Genomic DNA, 15,914 nt, shown 5'->3' with positions numbered 1-15,914 from the left:
GGACAGAGACCCCTGATCCGGCTCGCTTACGCCGCGGCTTGGCCGAGCGCGGAGACGATGGTGTCGACGACGTCCTCGACCAGAATGCGGTCCTCGCCTTCGCCCATGACGCGGATCACGGGCTCGGTGCCGGAGGAGCGGATCAGGAGGCGGCCGTGGCCGTTGAGGCGTTTCTCGCCGTCGGAGATCGCCGACTTGACCTCGGAATCATCGAGCGGCTTGCCGCCCTTGTGGCGGACATTCTTGAGGATCTGCGGCAGCGGATCGAAGCGGTGGCAGACCTCCGACACCGGACGGCGCAGCTTCTGCACCACGGCGAGCACTTGCAGCGCGGCGACAAAGCCGTCGCCGGTGGTGGCATAGTCGGATAGGATGATGTGGCCGGACTGCTCGCCGCCGAGATTGTAGCCGCCGCTCAGCATCTGCTCGAGCACGTAGCGGTCGCCGACCGGCGTGCGCACGAGATCGAGCCCGTGCCCCTTCAGGAAGCGTTCGAGGCCGAGATTGGACATCACGGTGGCGACGATGCCGGGCCGCGACAGCCGTCCGTCTTCCTTCCAGCTCTGCGCGATCACCGCGAGCAGCTGGTCGCCATCGACGAGGTGGCCGCGCTCGTCGACCAGGATGACGCGATCGGCGTCGCCGTCGAGCGCGATGCCGATGTCGGCGCGCATCTCGCGCACCTTCCTCGACAGCGCTTCCGGCGAGGTTGAGCCGCAATCCTTGTTGATGTTGAAACCGTCGGGGTCGACGCCGATCGGCACCACGTCGGCGCCCAGCTCCCACAGCGCTTCCGGCACCACCTTGTAGGCGGCGCCGTGGGCGCAATCGATCACGACGCGCAGGCCGTCGAGCGAGAGGTCACGCGGCAGGGTGCGCTTGGCGAATTCGATGTAGCGGTCATGCACGCCGTCGATACGGCGGGCGCGGCCGAGGCTCGCGCTCTGTGCGAGACGCTTGTCGATGGGCTCGTCGAGCAGCTGCTCGATCTGCTTCTCGACGTCGTCGGAGAGCTTGAAGCCCTGCGGGCCGAACAGCTTGATGCCGTTGTCCTCGAACAGATTGTGCGAGGCCGAGATCATCACGCCGAGATCGGCGCGCATCGACTTGGTCAGCATCGCGACCGCCGGCGTCGGCATCGGGCCGACCAGCAGCACGTCCATGCCAACCGAGGTGAAGCCCGCGACCATCGCATATTCGATCATGTAGCCGGACAGGCGGGTGTCCTTGCCGATCACGACGCGATGGCGGTGGTCGCCGCGCTGGAATGCAAGGCCGGCGGCCTGGCCGACCTTGAGCGCGAGCTCCGGCGTGATCAGTCCGTTGGCGCGGCCCCGGATCCCGTCCGTCCCGAAATATTTGCGACTCATATCGTCCCCCAGCGCAACAACCAGGGGACCCCTCTACAACCACGGGCTGCCCGTTCGGGCCCCGCATCCCTGATTTGCTGAGGTCTTATAAGCCCAATGCGGTCAATTTGGCTTCAAAAAATGTGATCAATCGTTACGGAACAGGGGTACTCCCTGCGTCGATAAAGGGTTGTTAACGTTATATTTCCCGCCGCAGCGCCGAAACGGGGGCGGAACCCGGCCTAGCCGGAGCGCTTGACATGGCCGTCGTCACGGCTCGGCGGCGGCTGGGTGACGTTGACGGGATCAGAGCCCGGGAAGGTCTCCTCCAGCCCCTCTTCCAGGGCCTCCTCGAGAGCCTGCTTCTCCTTGATCTGTTCCGGCGACGGTCCCGCGTGTGGCTTCGTCATGGCGCCCTCCTCTCAAACGATTTGGCTGTGCATCCAACCATGCTAGATGACCCCTCAATCTTCCGACGCAAGACTTCCGCTACGACGGGCCGGGGACACGTTCATGAAGCACATCACCTGTATCGACGATCTTCGCGCGCTGCATAAGCGCCGCGTGCCGAAGGCGTTCTTCGACTATTGCGACCGCGGTTCCTATGCCGAGGAAACGCTGCGCGCCAACCGCGAGGACATGCAGGCGATCAAATTCCGCCAGCGCATCCTGGTCGACGTCTCCAAGCGCGACACCTCGACCACGATTTTGGGCGAGCCCTCGACCATGCCGCTGATCCTCGCGCCCGTTGGCCTGCTCGGCATGCAGCATGGCGACGGCGAAATTTACGCCTGCCGCGCGGCGCAGGCCGCCGGCATCCCGTTCACGCAATCGACCATGTCGATCTGCTCGATCGAGGACATCGCCGCCAATGTCGAGAAGCCGTTCTGGTTCCAGCTCTACGTGATGAAGGACCGCGGCTTCATCAAGGAGCTGATCCAGCGCGCCATCGCCGCGAAGTGCAGCGCGCTGGTGCTCACCGTCGACCTGCAGGTCATCGGCCAGCGCCACGCCGACATCAAGAACGGCATGACGGTGCCGCCCGAGTGGTCGCTGGCGAAGCTGATCGATTTTGCCACCAAGCCGGCCTGGGTCTCGGGCGTGCTGCAGGGCAAGCGCCGCACCTTCGGCAATCTCGCCGGTCATCTGAAGGTCAGCGACGACATCACGTCGCTGTCGACCTGGATCAACTCGCAGTTCGACACCACGCTGAACTGGAAGGACGTCGAGTGGGTCCGCAGCATCTGGCCGGGCAAGCTCATCATCAAGGGCATTTTGGACGTCGAGGACGCCGAGGAAGCCGCCAAGACCGGCGCGCAGGCGTTGGTGGTGTCGAACCATGGCGGCCGGCAGCTCGACGGCGCGCCATCCTCGATCGAGGCGCTGCCGGAGATCGTCGACACGGTCGGCGACAAGATGGAGATCATGTTCGACGGCGGCATCCGCTCCGGCCAGGACGTGATGCGCGCGCTCGCGCTCGGCGCCAAGTCCTGCATGATCGGCCGCGCCTATGCCTATGGGCTTGGCGCCGGCGGCCAGGCCGGCGTCGCCAAGGCGATCGACATCATCCAGAAGGAGCTGCTGACCACAATGGGTCTGTGCGGCGTCAACCGGATCGACGAGATCGACGATCATATCATTGCGGTGTAGCCGCAGCGACGGTGCCGTAGGGTGGGCAAAGCGAGGCGTGCCCACCAATTCTCCCGAAGCGAGAGAAGACGTGGGCACGGCGCAAGTGCGCCTTTGCCCACCCTACGAGTCCAGCGCTCGATCACTCACATCGGCGGCGTGATCCCGTCCCGCCCGACATTGACCCGGTTCGCCTCCAGCGAGCCGTCGTCCTTCTTCGCCGCACCGAAGATGATCAGCTTGGCGCCGGGCTTCACCTCCGACGTGTCGCTGGCAACGAAGGTGACGATCGGGGTGTCCGGCGGCACCACGACTTTCTTCTCGCCGTCCTTGTATTTCACCGTGATGTTCTGGCCGTCGGTGCCCTTCACCGTCTGCGCCACGGTCGCATTCGTCATCGTCGAATTGGCGCGGGCGTCCCAGGGGCGGAAGCCTTCGGCGGCGCCGCGCTGGTTCTCCGGGAAGATGTGCACGGCGATCGCCTTCTGGGTGCCATCCGGCTCGGGCATGGCGGTGACGCCGATATAGGAGCCTTCCTTGATCTCGGAGAGCTCGGTCTTCACCACGGCGAAGACCGCGACGTTGTCGGTCATGCGCACCTTCACGTCGCTGCCCTCGCGGGTCTTGATGCCGAGCATGTTGCCGTCGACGCTCTCGATGGTGCCGCGGATGCGGACCGTCGGCGCCTGCTGCGCCGAGGCGGATGAAACGGCAATAAAGGTGACGAATGCAGCCACGGCGGCGCGTGGCATCCAGTTGATCAGTGTCGGCATGGCCTTGTCCCTCCAGGACGTTGCGGCGGTACATCACGGCAACCCCGTGCGACCGCCGCTATTCCCTGCTCGGCCGATCACATCGGCGGGGTCAGCCCGTCGCGGCCGACGCTGACGCGGTTGGTCTCGAACGAGCCGTCCGGCAGCTGCTTCATGAAGGCGATGACTTTCGCGCCGGCCTTCAGATCGGATTTGTCGCCGGGCACGAAGGTCACCACCGGCGTGTTGTCGGCGACGAACACCTTCTTCTCGCCGTCCTTGTATTTCACCAGCAGCGTGTGGCCGTCATTGCCGACCACGCTCTCCGACACCGTGGCGTTGGTCATGCTGGAATTGGGCTTGAGGTCATAGGGCCGCGAACCCTCGCCGGTGCCGCGCATGCTCTCCGGAAAGACGTGCACCTCGACCGCGTTCTGGCCGCCGTCCGGTCCCGGCACGGTGGTGGCGCCGACGAAGGAGCCAACCTTGATGTCGGCGAGTGAAATCTTTGTAATGCCTGACACGTTCACGTCAGGAGCGATGCGCAGCTTGACGTCCTCGCCGCTGCGCGACTTGACCTGCATGGTATCGCCATTGACGCTCTCGATCGTGCCGCGCACGCGCGTCGGCACCGGCGCCTTCTGCGCGAAAGCATAGAAGGTGGAAGCGGCCACCATCGCAACAGCGATGAGCGGGCGCGTGAAAGTTTGGCGTTGAACGGTCATGACGGTCTCCGATTGTCCCCACGGATGGAGAACGCCGAAGACCTCTTACTATTCTCTCAAGTCTTTGTGAGATCGGCCTCGACCAATGCGCGCAGCTCGGCCGTGACCTCGGGCCTGCGGCCGAACCACAATTCGAAGCCGCGCACCGCCTGGTGCAGGAGCATGCCGAGCCCGTCGGCGGTCTCGAGCCCGCGCGCCTGCGCGGCCCCAAGCAGCGGCGTCACCAGCGGGACATAGACGAGATCGGCGACGACGGCCTCGTTCGGCAGGCGCGCGACATCAACATCGAGCGACGGCTGGCCGTGCATGCCGAGCGAGGTCGTGTTCACGAGAAGTTTTGCGCGCGGCAGCACGTCGTTGATCCGGTCCCACGTAACAGGATGCACGTTCGGCCCGAACTGTTCTGCGAGAGTCTCGGCCCGCGCGATGGTGCGATTGGCGAGATGGATGCGCTTGATGCCGCGCTCGCGCAGGCCGAACACGACCGCGCGCGAGGAACCGCCGGCCCCGAGCACTAGCGCTTCCTCCGCCCTGTCCCAGCCGGGTGCGCTGGCGTCGAGATTGCCGATGAAACCTTCGACGTCGGTGTTGGTCGAACGCAGCTCGCCATCCGCAAACCACAGCGTGTTGGCGGCGCCGACGGCCCGCGCGCGCGCGTCGGGTGTCGAGAGCGCCAGCACCGCCTCCTTGTGCGGGATGGTGACATTGGCGCCGACAAAACCGCGCAGCGACAGCCGCAGCACGAAATCGCGCAAATCGTCGGGCGGAACCGCCTCGATGACATAGCCCCCTGCGATGCCGAGCGTGCGCAGCCAGTAACGATGGATCAGTGGCGAGCGCGAATGCGCGGCCGGCCATCCGATCAAGCAGGCTGCGGGAGCCTTGGTCACTGTCGTCGCCTCCGTGGGGTCGTATTTGGAGGCGATCCATTTCGCGTCCCGCGGGCTCTGTCAAGCCGGGAGGCTCAGTGCGACATCAGCTCCCGGCCACATCGCCCGGCGCCGGCTTCGCCGCACCGCCCTTGATGTCCGAGACCGCGCGCGCGATGGTCTCGCGATAGCGGGCGCGCGGCGGCGTCACGCCATGGGTAAGCAGCGCGCGCCGGACCGCGGGCGTGGCGCCGGTGATGAACAGGCGGATGCCCTGGCGATGCGCCTTGGCGGCGACGCGGCCGAGCACGTTGGCCGCGGTCGAATCCAGGAACGGCACCGCGGCGAAATCCACCACGAATCCCTTGCGCTTGTCGGCGACGCCGTCGAGCACGTTGCCGATCGCCGAGGCCGCGCCGAAGAAGAACGCGCCGGTGATACGATAGACCAGCACGTCGCGATCGACCGCGAGCGCGGGATCGTAGGGAACGCGCTCGCCATTGCCGTCATCGGGGCGGTCGGCGGCCACCAGCGGCAGGCGCTCCTCGATGCCGGTCATCTCCGCCATGCGATGGATGAACAGCACCGCGCCGAGCGAAAAGCCGACCAGGATGCCTTCGGTGAGATCGCGGAAGATCGTGAGCAGGAAGGTTGCGAGCAGCACCACCGCGTCGCCCCAGGACGAGCGCAAGAGCGTCGCGAACTCCTGCTTCTCCGCCATGGTCCAGGCGACCACCACCAGCACGGCGGCGAGCGCGGCGAGCGGGATGTAGCTCGCGAGCGGTGCCGCGATCAGCATGAACAGCAGCAGGAACACCGCATGCAGCATGCCGGCGACCGGCCCGCGCGCGCCGGCGCGGATGTTGGTGGCGGTGCGCGCGATCAGGCCGGTGACGCAGATGCCGCCGAACAGCGCCGAGCCGATGTTGGCGACGCCCTGCGCCACCAGCTCGCAATTGGAACGGTGACGTCGTCCGGTCATGCCGTCGGCCACTACCGCCGAGAGCAACGACTCGATCGCGGCGAGCAGCGCGAAGGCAATCGCATCGGGCAGCACGCCTTTCGCCTTCGCAAGCGAGAATGCGGGCAGCGCGGGTGACGGCAATTCTCGCGGGATGCCGCCAAAACGGCTGCCGATGGTTTCGACCGGCAGCGAGAACACCGCGCACACGATCGCCGCGAACACGACCGCGATCAGGATGCCCGGCCAGGACGGCCGCCAGATCCGCAATGCGGCGATGATGGCGATGCTGGCGATCGCAACCGCAACCGCGGACGGATTGATGGTGTGCAGGCCGCCGGCGAGCGCGACCAGTTTTGGCACGAATTCGCTGGGCTCCTTCCCTGCCAGCGTGATGCCGCCGAGATCGTGCAGCTGGCTGGCGAAGATGATCACGGCGATGCCGGCGGTGAAGCCGACCGTGACGGGATAGGGAATGAACTTGATGTAGGTGCCGATCCGCAGCAGGCCCGCGGCAATCAGGATGGCGCCCGCCATCATGGTGGCGAGGATGACACCGTCGACGCCATGCCGCTCCGCGGTCACCGCGACCAGCACGATGAAGGCGCCGGCGGGCCCGCCGATCTGGAAGCGGCTGCCGCCGAGCAGCGAGACGATGAAGCCGCCGACGACGGCCGTGTAGAGGCCGCGGTCGGGCGTCACGCCGGAAGCGATCGCGATCGCCATCGACAGCGGCAGCGCGACGATCGCAACCGTGAGGCCTGCAAAGACGTCGGCGCGGAAATCCGATAGGCCATAGCCCTCGCGCCAGACGGTAACGAGTTTTGGCAAGTACAGTTCGGCGAAGGTCGGCCGGCGCAGCCGATGCAGCCCGCTTGCGTGATCGCTTGTGATGCTCATGTCGGCAAAGTGCTCCGCTGCCCCCACAATGCTCCATGCATCGTGCGGCGCGTTGCGCAGCGATGCGCTAGCTCATCCTGATCCCAAGCACGACCAACGCGATCATGCCCCCACGCGGCGCGGCGGCCCCGGCTCCTTCAGGCGAACGCCCCGCCCGCCGCTGTCGCTGCGCGTCTGCTCGCCGATCAGCTCGACGCCGGCCCGGTCGAACGCCTCGACCACCTTGATCAAGGTCTCGACCACGCCGCGAACATTGCCGGTCGAGGCCTCCATCCGCTGGATGGTCGGCAGCGACACGCCGGCGAGCTCGGCCAGGGTTTTCTGGTCAATGCCGAGCAGCGCGCGGGCTGCCCGCATCTGGAACGACGTGATCACCTTGGCCTCACGTATCAGATCTTATAAGTGATGTCTGGAGCATTTACAATGATGTAAAATACATCATTTAGCGAGGAGGGCAAGGGAATTCGCTTACGAGCCCGTCTGTCCCCACCGTCATTGCGAGGAGCACTTGCGACGAAGCAATCCAGACTGCCTCCGCAGAGACAGTCTGGATTGCTTCGCTGCGCTCGCAATGACGGAGATTTGGGCGCGAGCTCGAGCTAAATGAAAACGCCGCACGCCTAGAGACAGCCCCTCACCCCACCCTCTCCCCGCGAAGAGCGAGGAGAGGGTGTGAGAGAGTGCGCGCCCCTTACTGCGCGAGAGCCAAATCACGCCGCGTGCTGATGCGCGGCGATGATCTGGTCGGCGGCGCGGCCCGTGACTTCGGCCATGTGGTCGAACTGGCGGGTGAAGCTGCCGGCGCCGGCCGTGGCCGAACGCAGCTCGACGATCAGCTCGCCGATCTCCGCTTCCGGCATCATGGCGCGGACGCAGTCCCAGCCGCTCCAGCCGTCGCGGGTGTCGAAGCCGAGGATCTGGCCGCGCCGTGCCGACAGGATCGCGTTGATCTTGGCAGTGGCATCGGTCGGACAGACGATCTCGACGACGTGGATCGGCTCCAGCAACACCGGCTGGCATTGCGGCAGGCCTTCGTTCAATCCGATCCGCGCCGCCGTGCGGAAGGCGAGATCGGAGCTGTCGACGCTGTGATAGGAGCCGTCGGTCAGCGTCACCTGCACGTCCGTGACGGGGAAGCCGAGCGGGCCGCGCGTCAAGCCGTCGACGACGCCTTCCTCCACCGCCGGGATGTAGTTGCGCGGCACCGCGCCGCCGACCACCTTCTCGGCGAATTTGAAGCCGTCGCCGCGCGGCAGCGGCTTGATGTCGAGCACGACGTCGCCGAACTGGCCGTGGCCGCCGGACTGCTTCTTGTGACGGCCGCGCTGGGTGATCGGCTTGCGGATGGTCTCCTGGTAGCCGATCGCGGGCGGATGCGACGAGATCTTGACGCCGAAGCGATCGCGCAAGCGCTCGACCTCGACGCGCAGATGCATCTCGCCCTGCCCCCACAGCACGGTGTCATGGGTCTGCGGATTCTGCACGATGACCAGCGAGGGATCCTCCTCGTGCAGGCGCGCCAGCGCCTGTCCGAGCTTCACATCGTCCTTGCGGTCGGTGGACGCGATCGACATCGCGAGCACCGGCGGCGTCGGCTCCGGGGCGGTGAGCGCAGCCGGCGGGGTCTTGCCGTTCGAGACCGTGTCACCGGTCTTGAACGGGTCCAGCTTGGCGAGCGCGACGGTGTCGCCGGCGTCCGCCGCGGCACGCTTGGTGTCGTAGGCGCCGTTGACGGCAAGGATGCCGGAAATGCGGCTGATCCCGCCGGAGGAGCATTGCAGCGTCGCGCCGTCGTCGAGATGGCCGGCGAGCAATCGCGTCAGCGACAGCTTTCCGCCATGTTGCGAATGCAGCGTCTTGAAGACGTAGCCGAGCGCATCCTTGGTGTCGGGAACGCCGAGCCGCTTTGCGGTCTCCGCGATACCGGGCGCCTCGTGGCGCAGCGCCTTCATCAGGCGCAGCACGCCGTTCTCGCGCGCGGCGGCCCCGAGCAGCACGGGGCAGATCAGCCCTTCGCGGAGTTCGCGGGCGAGATCATCGAACACGGCATCGCGCGGCGGCTGGATGTCTTCGAGCAGCTGCTCCATCAGCGCATCGTCATGGTCGGCGAGCTTCTCCAGCATCGAGAAGCGCGCCTCCTTCTCGCGATCGAGATCGCCGCCTTCGAGCGCGACCACCTCGGAGGCCTTGTGCTCGCGATAGACGAACGCGCGCTCCAGCGCCAGATCGACAAAGCCCTCGATCAGATCGCCCTTCCAGATCGGGATCTGGCGTAGCACCAGCGGCACGCGTGAGGCGGGCTGGAGCATCGCGAGCGTCTCGCGGATGCGCTGGCTGGCGCGATCGATCTTGTTGAGGAACAGGAAACGCGGGATCTTCAGCTCTTCCAGCTCGCGCAGGATGATCTGAAGCTGCGGCAGCTTCTTCTCGTCGGCCTCGCAGACCACGATCGCGGCATCGACCGCGGGCAGCGCGGCGCGCATGTCGTGAGCGAACTCGACGGAACCGGGACAATCGAGGAAGGTGTAGCTGTCGCCCATGAAACTCGTGGTGGCGGCAGTGAGGCCGACGGTCATCTTGTGATGACGGGCCTCGGGTGTGGCGTCGCCGACGGATGTTCCGGCATCGACGCTGCCGGCACGCGGGATTGCGCCCGTTCGCGCCAGGATTGCTTCGAGAAGTGTGGTTTTACCGCTTTGGAAAGGGCCCACCAGCGCAATGCACCGTGGACCTCGGGGACTTCTGACGTCTTGTCCCATTCGCCGCCTCCTTGGTGTGGAGCTCGGCCCATGATTGGGTCGGCAAACGGTGATGCTCTGCCCGTCGCCGAGTTTTGGCAAGCATCAAACGTCGCTGCGGTGCGTCGTCGGTTAGAAAATCAATTAGAACAAGTCTTGATGACTGACACGGCTATCGGCCGCCCGTTCCACCTCTCCCGAAGGGAGAGGTGAGGAGAGCGTTTCATCCGCGATGACCGAAAATTTTAACGGCCCGGGCGGAGTTCCAGGCTTTCGAGGCCGGCGGCGACGTTGAGGCCGACCTGGCCCTGCACGCTGAGCGGCTGGAGCGCGATCGAATTGTTGGAGCCGCCGACCAGCACGTTGCCGCCGAGGCCGACGCCGACCGAGGCGCTGCCCTGCGCGCCCGCGTAATTGCCGGAGAGGTCGCCGGGTCCGAGCCGGTCGACCGGCGCGAACACGCCCCAGGCCAGCGTGGTCTCCTGGGTGATGCCGATGTCGAGGCCGACCTTACGGATCGTCGCGACATAACGATCTTCAGGCACGCCCTCGGCGCGCAGCACGCAGCCGAGATTGGTCACCGATCCCACGATGAAGCCAACGCTGGCGCCGCCGCGGCATTCGAGCACGCCGACGCGGACCATCCGCTGCTGCTGCGCATCGCTGTTTGCGACGGAGGCAACGAGGCTGGCGGCAGCGAGCCCGGCGAAGATGAACGAACGGCGCATGAAAGATCTCCGGCTATGAATGTGATGCGAGCAGAGAGAGCGCCCCACCCGTGTTGCGTGATGGTCTATGCCACAGGAATTTTGGAGTTGCCAGATCGGACGTATCTGAAATGAACGCTTGGAGAGAGGCCCCTCACTCCCTCTCCCCGTAAGAACGGGAGAGAGAGTGAGAGAACCGTGCATCCCTCACAGCAAAAATTCGCGCTATCGGCGGACTAACCTCTCCCCGCTCTTTGCGGGGAGAGGTCGGATCACATCGCAGATGTGATCCGGGTGAGGGGCCATGCACAACGCCGACCAGAGCAGAGGTCCATCCGACTCCGTTCATCGAAACACAAACAAAAAGGCCCGCACGAAGCGGGCCTTTCCAATTCGCACTGTCTTCGGCTCAACGCAGATTGCCGCAGAAGCGCTGGATGCGCTTGCAGGCGTCTTCGAGGTCGGAGGTCTTGGTCGCGTAGGAGATGCGGAAGGCCGGGCCGAGGCCGAAGGCCGAGCCCTGCACCACGGCGACGCCTTCGGTCTCGAGCAGTTCGGTGACGAACTGCTCGTCGTTCGAGATCACGTTGCCCGACGGCGCCTTCTTGCCGATCGTGCCGGCGCAGGACGGATAGACGTAGAACGCGCCTTCCGGCCGCGGGCACTCGATGCCGTTGGCCTGATTGAGCATGGAGACGACGAGGTCGCGGCGCTCCTTGAACACCTTGTTGTTGGCGGGGATGAAGTCTTGCGGACCGTTCAGCGCCTCGACCGAAGCCCACTGCGCGATCGAGCAGGGGTTCGAGGTCGACTGCGACTGGATGGTCGACATCGCCTTGATGAGCTGCGCCGGACCACCGGCATAGCCGATACGCCAGCCGGTCATGCAATAGGCCTTCGACACGCCGTTCACGGTGAGCGTGCGGTCGTAGAGACTGGGCTCGACTTGCGCGACCGTGGTGAACTGGAAGTCGTCATAGACGAGGTGCTCGTACATGTCGTCGGTCATGACCCACACATGCGGATGCTTGACCAAGACGTCGGTGAGCGCCTTCAGCTCGGCCCTGGTGTAGGCGGCACCGGTCGGGTTCGACGGCGAGCACAGGATCACCCATTTGGTCTTCGGCGTGATCGCGCGCTCGAGCGCCTCGGCCCCGAGCTTGAAGCCGGTCGCGGCGGTGCAGACCACCGGCACCGGCTCGCCGCCGGCGAGCGCCACCATCTCGGGATAGCTGACCCAATAGGGCGCGGGGATGATCACCTCGTCGCCCGGATTGATGGTCGCCATCAGCGCGTTGTAGAGCACCTGCTTGCCGCCGGTGCCGACGATGATCTGGTTCGGCTTGTAGGCGACGCCGTTCTCGCGCTGAAACTTCGCGATGATGGCGTCCTTCAGCTCGGGAATGCCGTCGACCGCGGTGTACTTGGTCTTGCCGGCTTCGATGGCGCGGATCGCCGCCAGCTTGATGTTCGCAGGCGTGTCGAAGTCGGGCTCGCCGGCGCCAAGGCCGATGACGTTACGGCCCGCCGCTTTCAGCGCGCGTGCTTTATCCGTGACCGCGATGGTCGCGGACGGCTTCACACGGTCGAGCGCAGCGGCAAGGAAGGACATCGTCATCTCCTGACAAGCGTCGTGAGCACTTGGGCCTCACGACTCCAATTGTGGGAATGCAGCCACCCTAAAACGTGTATCGCTGCGCCGCAAGAAACTTCGGCCCGATCCGGCAAAAGTTTACGGATTTGGAGCGTTTCAAGGCGCGATTTCCCGCAATTTTCCGCAACTTTGTCGGGCAAACCGCTCATATCCCGCAAGGCTTGTCCTCGGAGCAATTTTGCGTGTTGCGATGAGACCAAAGGTCGTCATGCCCGGGCTTGTCCCGGGCATCCACGTTCTTCGTGCGGCGTCGCTAAGACGTGGATGGCCGGGTCATAGGCGAGCGGAAGCGACGCCGTCCTTCGGACGGCTATGCCCGGCCATGACGATGTGGAGGATCTCGGCGTCCCAGCTCTGACTGCTCAACCGTCTCACTAATGCACGGTCGAATGCATCCCGTGCGTTGACGCAAGCGTGAACTCATTTGCATCGTCGCGCGGAAATGATCTTCCGCGGCGTTGCAGTGCGGTAGGGTTTTCGAGTTTTTCTATCGGCTGGCCCTTGCGGCGGATTCGCATCGGCATCATTGTTTACCCGCGCTGCGGGGCAACACGTGCCGCGCCATTCCCAACCACGGATTCGAAACTCCCCGAATGTACAAGCTCTATTCGATGCAACGCTCGGGCAACAGCTACAAGGTCCGCCTTGCGCTGGCGCTGCTCAACGTGCCCTACGAAGCGATCGAGGTAGACATTCTGCGCGGCGAAAGCCGCACGCCGGATTTTCTGACCAAGAATCCGTCGGGCCAGGTGCCGCTGCTCGATGTCGGCGACGACCGCTTTCTCGCCGAGTCCAACGCCATCCTCTGGTACGTCGCCGTCGGCACGCCGCTCGCGCCGGAGAATCGCATCGACCGCGCCGAAGCGTTGCAATGGATGTTCTTCGAACAGCACGCGCTCGAGCCGAACATCGGCGCCGCCTATTTCTGGCTGTCACTGGTCAAGGGCGGCCGCGACCTGCAGACCCACGCGCTGGAGGACTGGATGGAGCGCGGCTATGGCGCGCTGCAGGTGATGGAGAACCATCTCAAGACCAACGCCTATTTCGCCGCCCGCCAGCTCACGGTCGCCGACATCGCGCTGTACGGCTACACCCACCTCGCCGAGCGCTGCGACTTTGATCTCCAGGCCTTCCCGGCGATCCGGGACTGGCTGAAGCGGGTGGAAGCCACGCCCGGTTATGTATCGATGGACTGGCGGCCGGCCGACATCGACAATCCCGCCAGCATCGCCGCGGGCGCCTGAGGGCTCGCCCGCGCTGGCGAATAGTGGGCATAAGGTTCATCCTCGCCGCAATCTCGCCATTTTCGGCGCGATAGCCGCCCCAATATTGCCCGTTGAAATAGTGAAATTGTTCGATGTCGCGGGTGATTCGCTCGCACATTGAAGGATTTAGACCATGATTCGGGCGTCCGGCACGGCGGGCTTTCAAAGCCGAACCGATACCGTTTCGTCTTCCCGGCTGACCAACGCGGTCGCGGCCTCGCTCGCCGTCGCCGCGCTCTCGCTGTGCCTGATCGTCACCCTGACGGTGCTGTCGACCAAGGCGACCATGGCGATGGGCCTGCCGGTCTGATTCCCGTCTCATCCTCGACTAGCCTTCAAGGCGCCGCGTGGCCCGCTCCAACCGGCATCGCGACAGGACGTCGATGAAATCGCCTGTGGTCATCGTTGCAATCACCCTGACTGCGGCCATCCTGGTCGCGGCGTCGCTGCTGATCTTGGTCGGCACGCGCAAGGGTCCGGGAACGTCGACGCTGCATGTCCCCGCGCAGCAAGAGCGCATGAAGCACGCGCATTTGGGCTAGAGCCCCGCTCCGCCGGAATCGGAACGGTGCTCCAGATTCTTGTATTGATGCGTTTTCTTGAGGCGAACCGGTATCCACTTCGCTCGAAAACGCTCTAAATCATCCGAAAGCTTTTCCTGGAACCGCAAGCGCCTCTTAAGCGCGCCGCACGAAATCGGATTGCGCTGGCGCAACGGTAGGTCAGTCTGACCGCCTTACTCGTTCAGGGAGGAACGAGATGCGGTTCGGATGGCGTGCGATCTCCGGTCCGGTGCTGACGGTAGCGGTTGCGCTGCTCGCGATCCTGCTCGATCGCACCATTCCTCTTTCCTCGCCTGCGCCGGTGCTCGTCTGTGTCGTCGCGCTTGCGGGCGCGCTGTCGGGTTTCGCCTCCGCGATGACCAGCGCGGTGCTCGCCGTGATCGGCGCGGCGCTGTTCTGCCTCGGCCACCGCGCCATGTCGCTCCATGCCGCGGCCGATCTGGTCGGCCTTCTCACCGTCACCGCCTTCGGCACCGCAGGCATCACCGGCCTGATGCGCGAGCGGCTGCTCGCGAGCTTCGCCGCCGAGCGCCAGAGCCACGCCACTGCCGCGCGGCTGTCGGCCGCGCTCGACCAGGTCGACATCGGCATCGTGCTGCTCGATGCCGAGACGCGGGCCGAATTCATCAACCGCGCCTTCCGCGATTATTTTGCGCTGCCGGACGAGATCGCCGACGGCAAGCCGCCCTTCATCGCGCTGATGTATCACGGCCGCGACACCGGCGCGTTCGAGCTGCCCGAGGACGAGCTCGGCACCTTCATCGCGCAGCGCATGGAGATGGTGCGGATCGGCGATGCCACGCCGATCAACATCAAGCTGCGCAATGGCGAGGTGCTGCGCTTCGTCTGCAACGCGCTGCCCGACGGCGGCCGCATGCTGAGCTACACGCCGGTCACCGACCTCGTCCGCCACACCGACGCGCCGGAGCGCGCCGACTACTACCGCTCGCTGCGCGATCCCTCGAACCGCAAGCTGATCCGATATCTGCGCGTGGCGGAGTAGAGCGGCAGACAATTGATCGACGCGCCCTTTATCACGTATGAAGGACGCTTCATCGATTGCGGAATTCTCACATGTCGCTCACCATTCGCGCCGTCACGAGGCATGACTACGATCAATGGCTGCCGCTGTGGGACGGCTACAACGCCTTCTACGGCCGCTCCGGCCCGACCGCGCTGGCGCCCGAGATCACGAAGGTGACGTGGCAGCGCTTCTTCGATGCCTATGAGCCGGTGCATGCACTGGTCGCCGAGAGCGACGGCAAGCTGGTCGGGCTGACGCACTACCTGTTCCACCGCAGCACCACCGCGATCGAGCCGTCCTGCTATCTGCAGGACCTGTTCACGCTGGAAGCTTCGCGCGGCAAGGGCGTCGCCTCGGCGCTGATCTACGGCGTCTACGAGCGCGCCAAACTCGCGGGGTCCCCGCGGGTCTACTGGCAGACGCACGAGACCAACGTCACCGCGCAGAGCCTCTACGACAAGGTCGCGGAGCGCTCCGGCTTCATCGTCTATCGCAAGATCTTCTGATTTTTGCGGGCCGGGCATTACGCTTCGGCGCCGTCATGGCCGGGCTTGTCCCGGCCATCCACGATCTTCGCGCGGTATCAAGAACGTGGATGCCCGGGACAAGCCCGGGCATGACGGACCCTTCCGCATTTGACCGTTCTGCGAGCCACACGGACACCCTGTGGATAACTTTGCCTGTCACCGGCGCGTAACACACCGGGATTAAGTTGCAGCTGCGTCTGATCAGGCCCCCCGTCACCGATCAAGCGCCCCAAGCGGTCCCCGTCAGTCGC

Annotated in this window: 16 protein-coding genes; 6 read left to right on the top strand and 10 right to left on the bottom strand. The window is 65.2% G+C overall.

Going from position 1 to position 15,914, the window contains the following annotated elements; translation table 11 throughout:
- Positions 1–26: 26 nt before the first annotated feature.
- Together glmM and QA642_RS06995 are read right to left on the bottom strand one after the other, a co-directional pair.
- Positions 27–1,370, bottom strand: a complete 1,344-nt coding sequence (glmM, locus tag QA642_RS07000) for a phosphoglucosamine mutase (RefSeq protein WP_283084009.1) — start codon at positions 1,368–1,370, stop codon at positions 27–29.
- A 221-nt stretch (positions 1,371–1,591) separates the two neighbouring features.
- Positions 1,592–1,759 carry a hypothetical protein gene (locus tag QA642_RS06995; protein ID WP_283084008.1) on the bottom strand — a complete coding sequence of 56 codons (168 nt, stop codon included), beginning with the start codon at positions 1,757–1,759 and terminating at the stop codon, positions 1,592–1,594.
- A 103-nt stretch (positions 1,760–1,862) separates the two neighbouring features.
- On the opposite strand from QA642_RS06995, the gene QA642_RS06990 reads away from it, so the two are divergent.
- Positions 1,863–2,999 carry an alpha-hydroxy acid oxidase gene (locus QA642_RS06990; protein WP_283084007.1) on the top strand — a complete coding sequence of 379 codons (1,137 nt, stop codon included), beginning with the start codon at positions 1,863–1,865 and terminating at the stop codon, positions 2,997–2,999.
- A gap of 125 nt (positions 3,000–3,124) precedes the next feature.
- Here the strand turns inward: QA642_RS06990 and QA642_RS06985 are convergent, their stop codons facing one another.
- The 8 genes from QA642_RS06985 to QA642_RS06950 form a co-directional block, all read right to left on the bottom strand.
- Positions 3,125–3,730, bottom strand: coding sequence for a hypothetical protein (locus QA642_RS06985; RefSeq protein WP_283086820.1), 606 nt, complete (start codon positions 3,728–3,730; stop codon positions 3,125–3,127).
- Between the two features lie 98 nt (positions 3,731–3,828).
- Entirely contained in the window at positions 3,829–4,455 is a 627-nt protein-coding gene (locus tag QA642_RS06980; protein ID WP_283084006.1) for a hypothetical protein, read from the bottom strand.
- 56 nt (positions 4,456–4,511) lie between these two features.
- A complete protein-coding gene (locus QA642_RS06975; RefSeq protein WP_283084005.1) occupies positions 4,512–5,345 on the bottom strand; it encodes a shikimate dehydrogenase in 834 nt (277 codons plus the stop codon).
- An 85-nt stretch (positions 5,346–5,430) separates the two neighbouring features.
- A complete protein-coding gene (locus tag QA642_RS06970) occupies positions 5,431–7,185 on the bottom strand; it encodes a SulP family inorganic anion transporter (protein ID WP_283084004.1) in 1,755 nt (584 codons plus the stop codon).
- A gap of 102 nt (positions 7,186–7,287) precedes the next feature.
- Complete coding sequence (locus QA642_RS06965; protein WP_283084003.1) at positions 7,288–7,560, bottom strand: helix-turn-helix transcriptional regulator; 273 nt, start codon at positions 7,558–7,560, stop codon at positions 7,288–7,290.
- A gap of 335 nt (positions 7,561–7,895) precedes the next feature.
- On the bottom strand, positions 7,896–9,944 hold the full coding sequence (locus QA642_RS06960) for an elongation factor G (protein WP_283084002.1): 2,049 nt from the start codon (positions 9,942–9,944) through the stop codon (positions 7,896–7,898).
- Positions 9,945–10,168: 224 nt separating this feature from the next.
- Positions 10,169–10,651, bottom strand: coding sequence for a DUF992 domain-containing protein (locus QA642_RS06955; protein ID WP_027562984.1), 483 nt, complete (start codon positions 10,649–10,651; stop codon positions 10,169–10,171).
- Positions 10,652–11,039: 388 nt separating this feature from the next.
- On the bottom strand, positions 11,040–12,242 hold the full coding sequence (locus QA642_RS06950; RefSeq protein WP_027562985.1) for a pyridoxal phosphate-dependent aminotransferase: 1,203 nt from the start codon (positions 12,240–12,242) through the stop codon (positions 11,040–11,042).
- Positions 12,243–12,877: 635 nt separating this feature from the next.
- Here QA642_RS06950 and QA642_RS06945 point away from each other — a divergent pair.
- The 5 genes from QA642_RS06945 (at position 12,878) to QA642_RS06925 (ending at position 15,642) form a co-directional block, all read left to right on the top strand.
- Positions 12,878–13,528, top strand: coding sequence for a glutathione S-transferase family protein (locus QA642_RS06945; protein ID WP_283084001.1), 651 nt, complete (start codon positions 12,878–12,880; stop codon positions 13,526–13,528).
- Positions 13,529–13,682: 154 nt separating this feature from the next.
- Entirely contained in the window at positions 13,683–13,859 is a 177-nt protein-coding gene (locus QA642_RS06940; RefSeq protein WP_283084000.1) for a hypothetical protein, read from the top strand.
- A gap of 73 nt (positions 13,860–13,932) precedes the next feature.
- On the top strand, positions 13,933–14,091 hold the full coding sequence (locus tag QA642_RS06935; protein ID WP_283083999.1) for a hypothetical protein: 159 nt from the start codon (positions 13,933–13,935) through the stop codon (positions 14,089–14,091).
- Between the two features lie 217 nt (positions 14,092–14,308).
- Complete coding sequence (locus QA642_RS06930) at positions 14,309–15,115, top strand: PAS-domain containing protein (protein WP_283083998.1); 807 nt, start codon at positions 14,309–14,311, stop codon at positions 15,113–15,115.
- A 71-nt stretch (positions 15,116–15,186) separates the two neighbouring features.
- Complete coding sequence (locus tag QA642_RS06925; protein WP_283083997.1) at positions 15,187–15,642, top strand: GNAT family N-acetyltransferase; 456 nt, start codon at positions 15,187–15,189, stop codon at positions 15,640–15,642.
- Positions 15,643–15,914: the final 272 nt, after the last annotated feature.

The sequence above is a fragment of the Bradyrhizobium sp. CB2312 genome, from assembly GCF_029714425.1.
Classification (GTDB): Bacteria; Pseudomonadota; Alphaproteobacteria; order Rhizobiales; family Xanthobacteraceae; genus Bradyrhizobium.
This window is presented reverse-complemented; position numbering and strand designations above follow the sequence as displayed.

Bases quoted from the DNA above. Each gene is read 5' to 3' on its own strand.
- QA642_RS06930 (WP_283083998.1), top strand. From the start codon at position 14,309: ATGCGGTTCGGATGGCGTGCGATCTCCGGTCCGGTGCTGACGGTAGCG.
- QA642_RS06995 (WP_283084008.1), bottom strand. From the start codon at position 1,759: ATGACGAAGCCACACGCGGGACCGTCGCCGGAACAGATCAAGGAGAAG.
- QA642_RS06935 (WP_283083999.1), top strand. From the start codon at position 13,933: ATGAAATCGCCTGTGGTCATCGTTGCAATCACCCTGACTGCGGCCATC.
- QA642_RS06970 (WP_283084004.1), bottom strand. From the start codon at position 7,185: ATGAGCATCACAAGCGATCACGCAAGCGGGCTGCATCGGCTGCGCCGG.
- QA642_RS06955 (WP_027562984.1), bottom strand. From the start codon at position 10,651: ATGCGCCGTTCGTTCATCTTCGCCGGGCTCGCTGCCGCCAGCCTCGTT.
- QA642_RS06985 (WP_283086820.1), bottom strand. From the start codon at position 3,730: ATGCCACGCGCCGCCGTGGCTGCATTCGTCACCTTTATTGCCGTTTCA.
- glmM (WP_283084009.1), bottom strand. From the start codon at position 1,370: ATGAGTCGCAAATATTTCGGGACGGACGGGATCCGGGGCCGCGCCAAC.
- QA642_RS06950 (WP_027562985.1), bottom strand. From the start codon at position 12,242: ATGTCCTTCCTTGCCGCTGCGCTCGACCGTGTGAAGCCGTCCGCGACC.
- QA642_RS06925 (WP_283083997.1), top strand. From the start codon at position 15,187: ATGTCGCTCACCATTCGCGCCGTCACGAGGCATGACTACGATCAATGG.
- QA642_RS06960 (WP_283084002.1), bottom strand. From the start codon at position 9,944: ATGGGACAAGACGTCAGAAGTCCCCGAGGTCCACGGTGCATTGCGCTG.
- QA642_RS06940 (WP_283084000.1), top strand. From the start codon at position 13,683: ATGATTCGGGCGTCCGGCACGGCGGGCTTTCAAAGCCGAACCGATACC.
- QA642_RS06945 (WP_283084001.1), top strand. From the start codon at position 12,878: ATGTACAAGCTCTATTCGATGCAACGCTCGGGCAACAGCTACAAGGTC.
- QA642_RS06980 (WP_283084006.1), bottom strand. From the start codon at position 4,455: ATGACCGTTCAACGCCAAACTTTCACGCGCCCGCTCATCGCTGTTGCG.
- QA642_RS06990 (WP_283084007.1), top strand. From the start codon at position 1,863: ATGAAGCACATCACCTGTATCGACGATCTTCGCGCGCTGCATAAGCGC.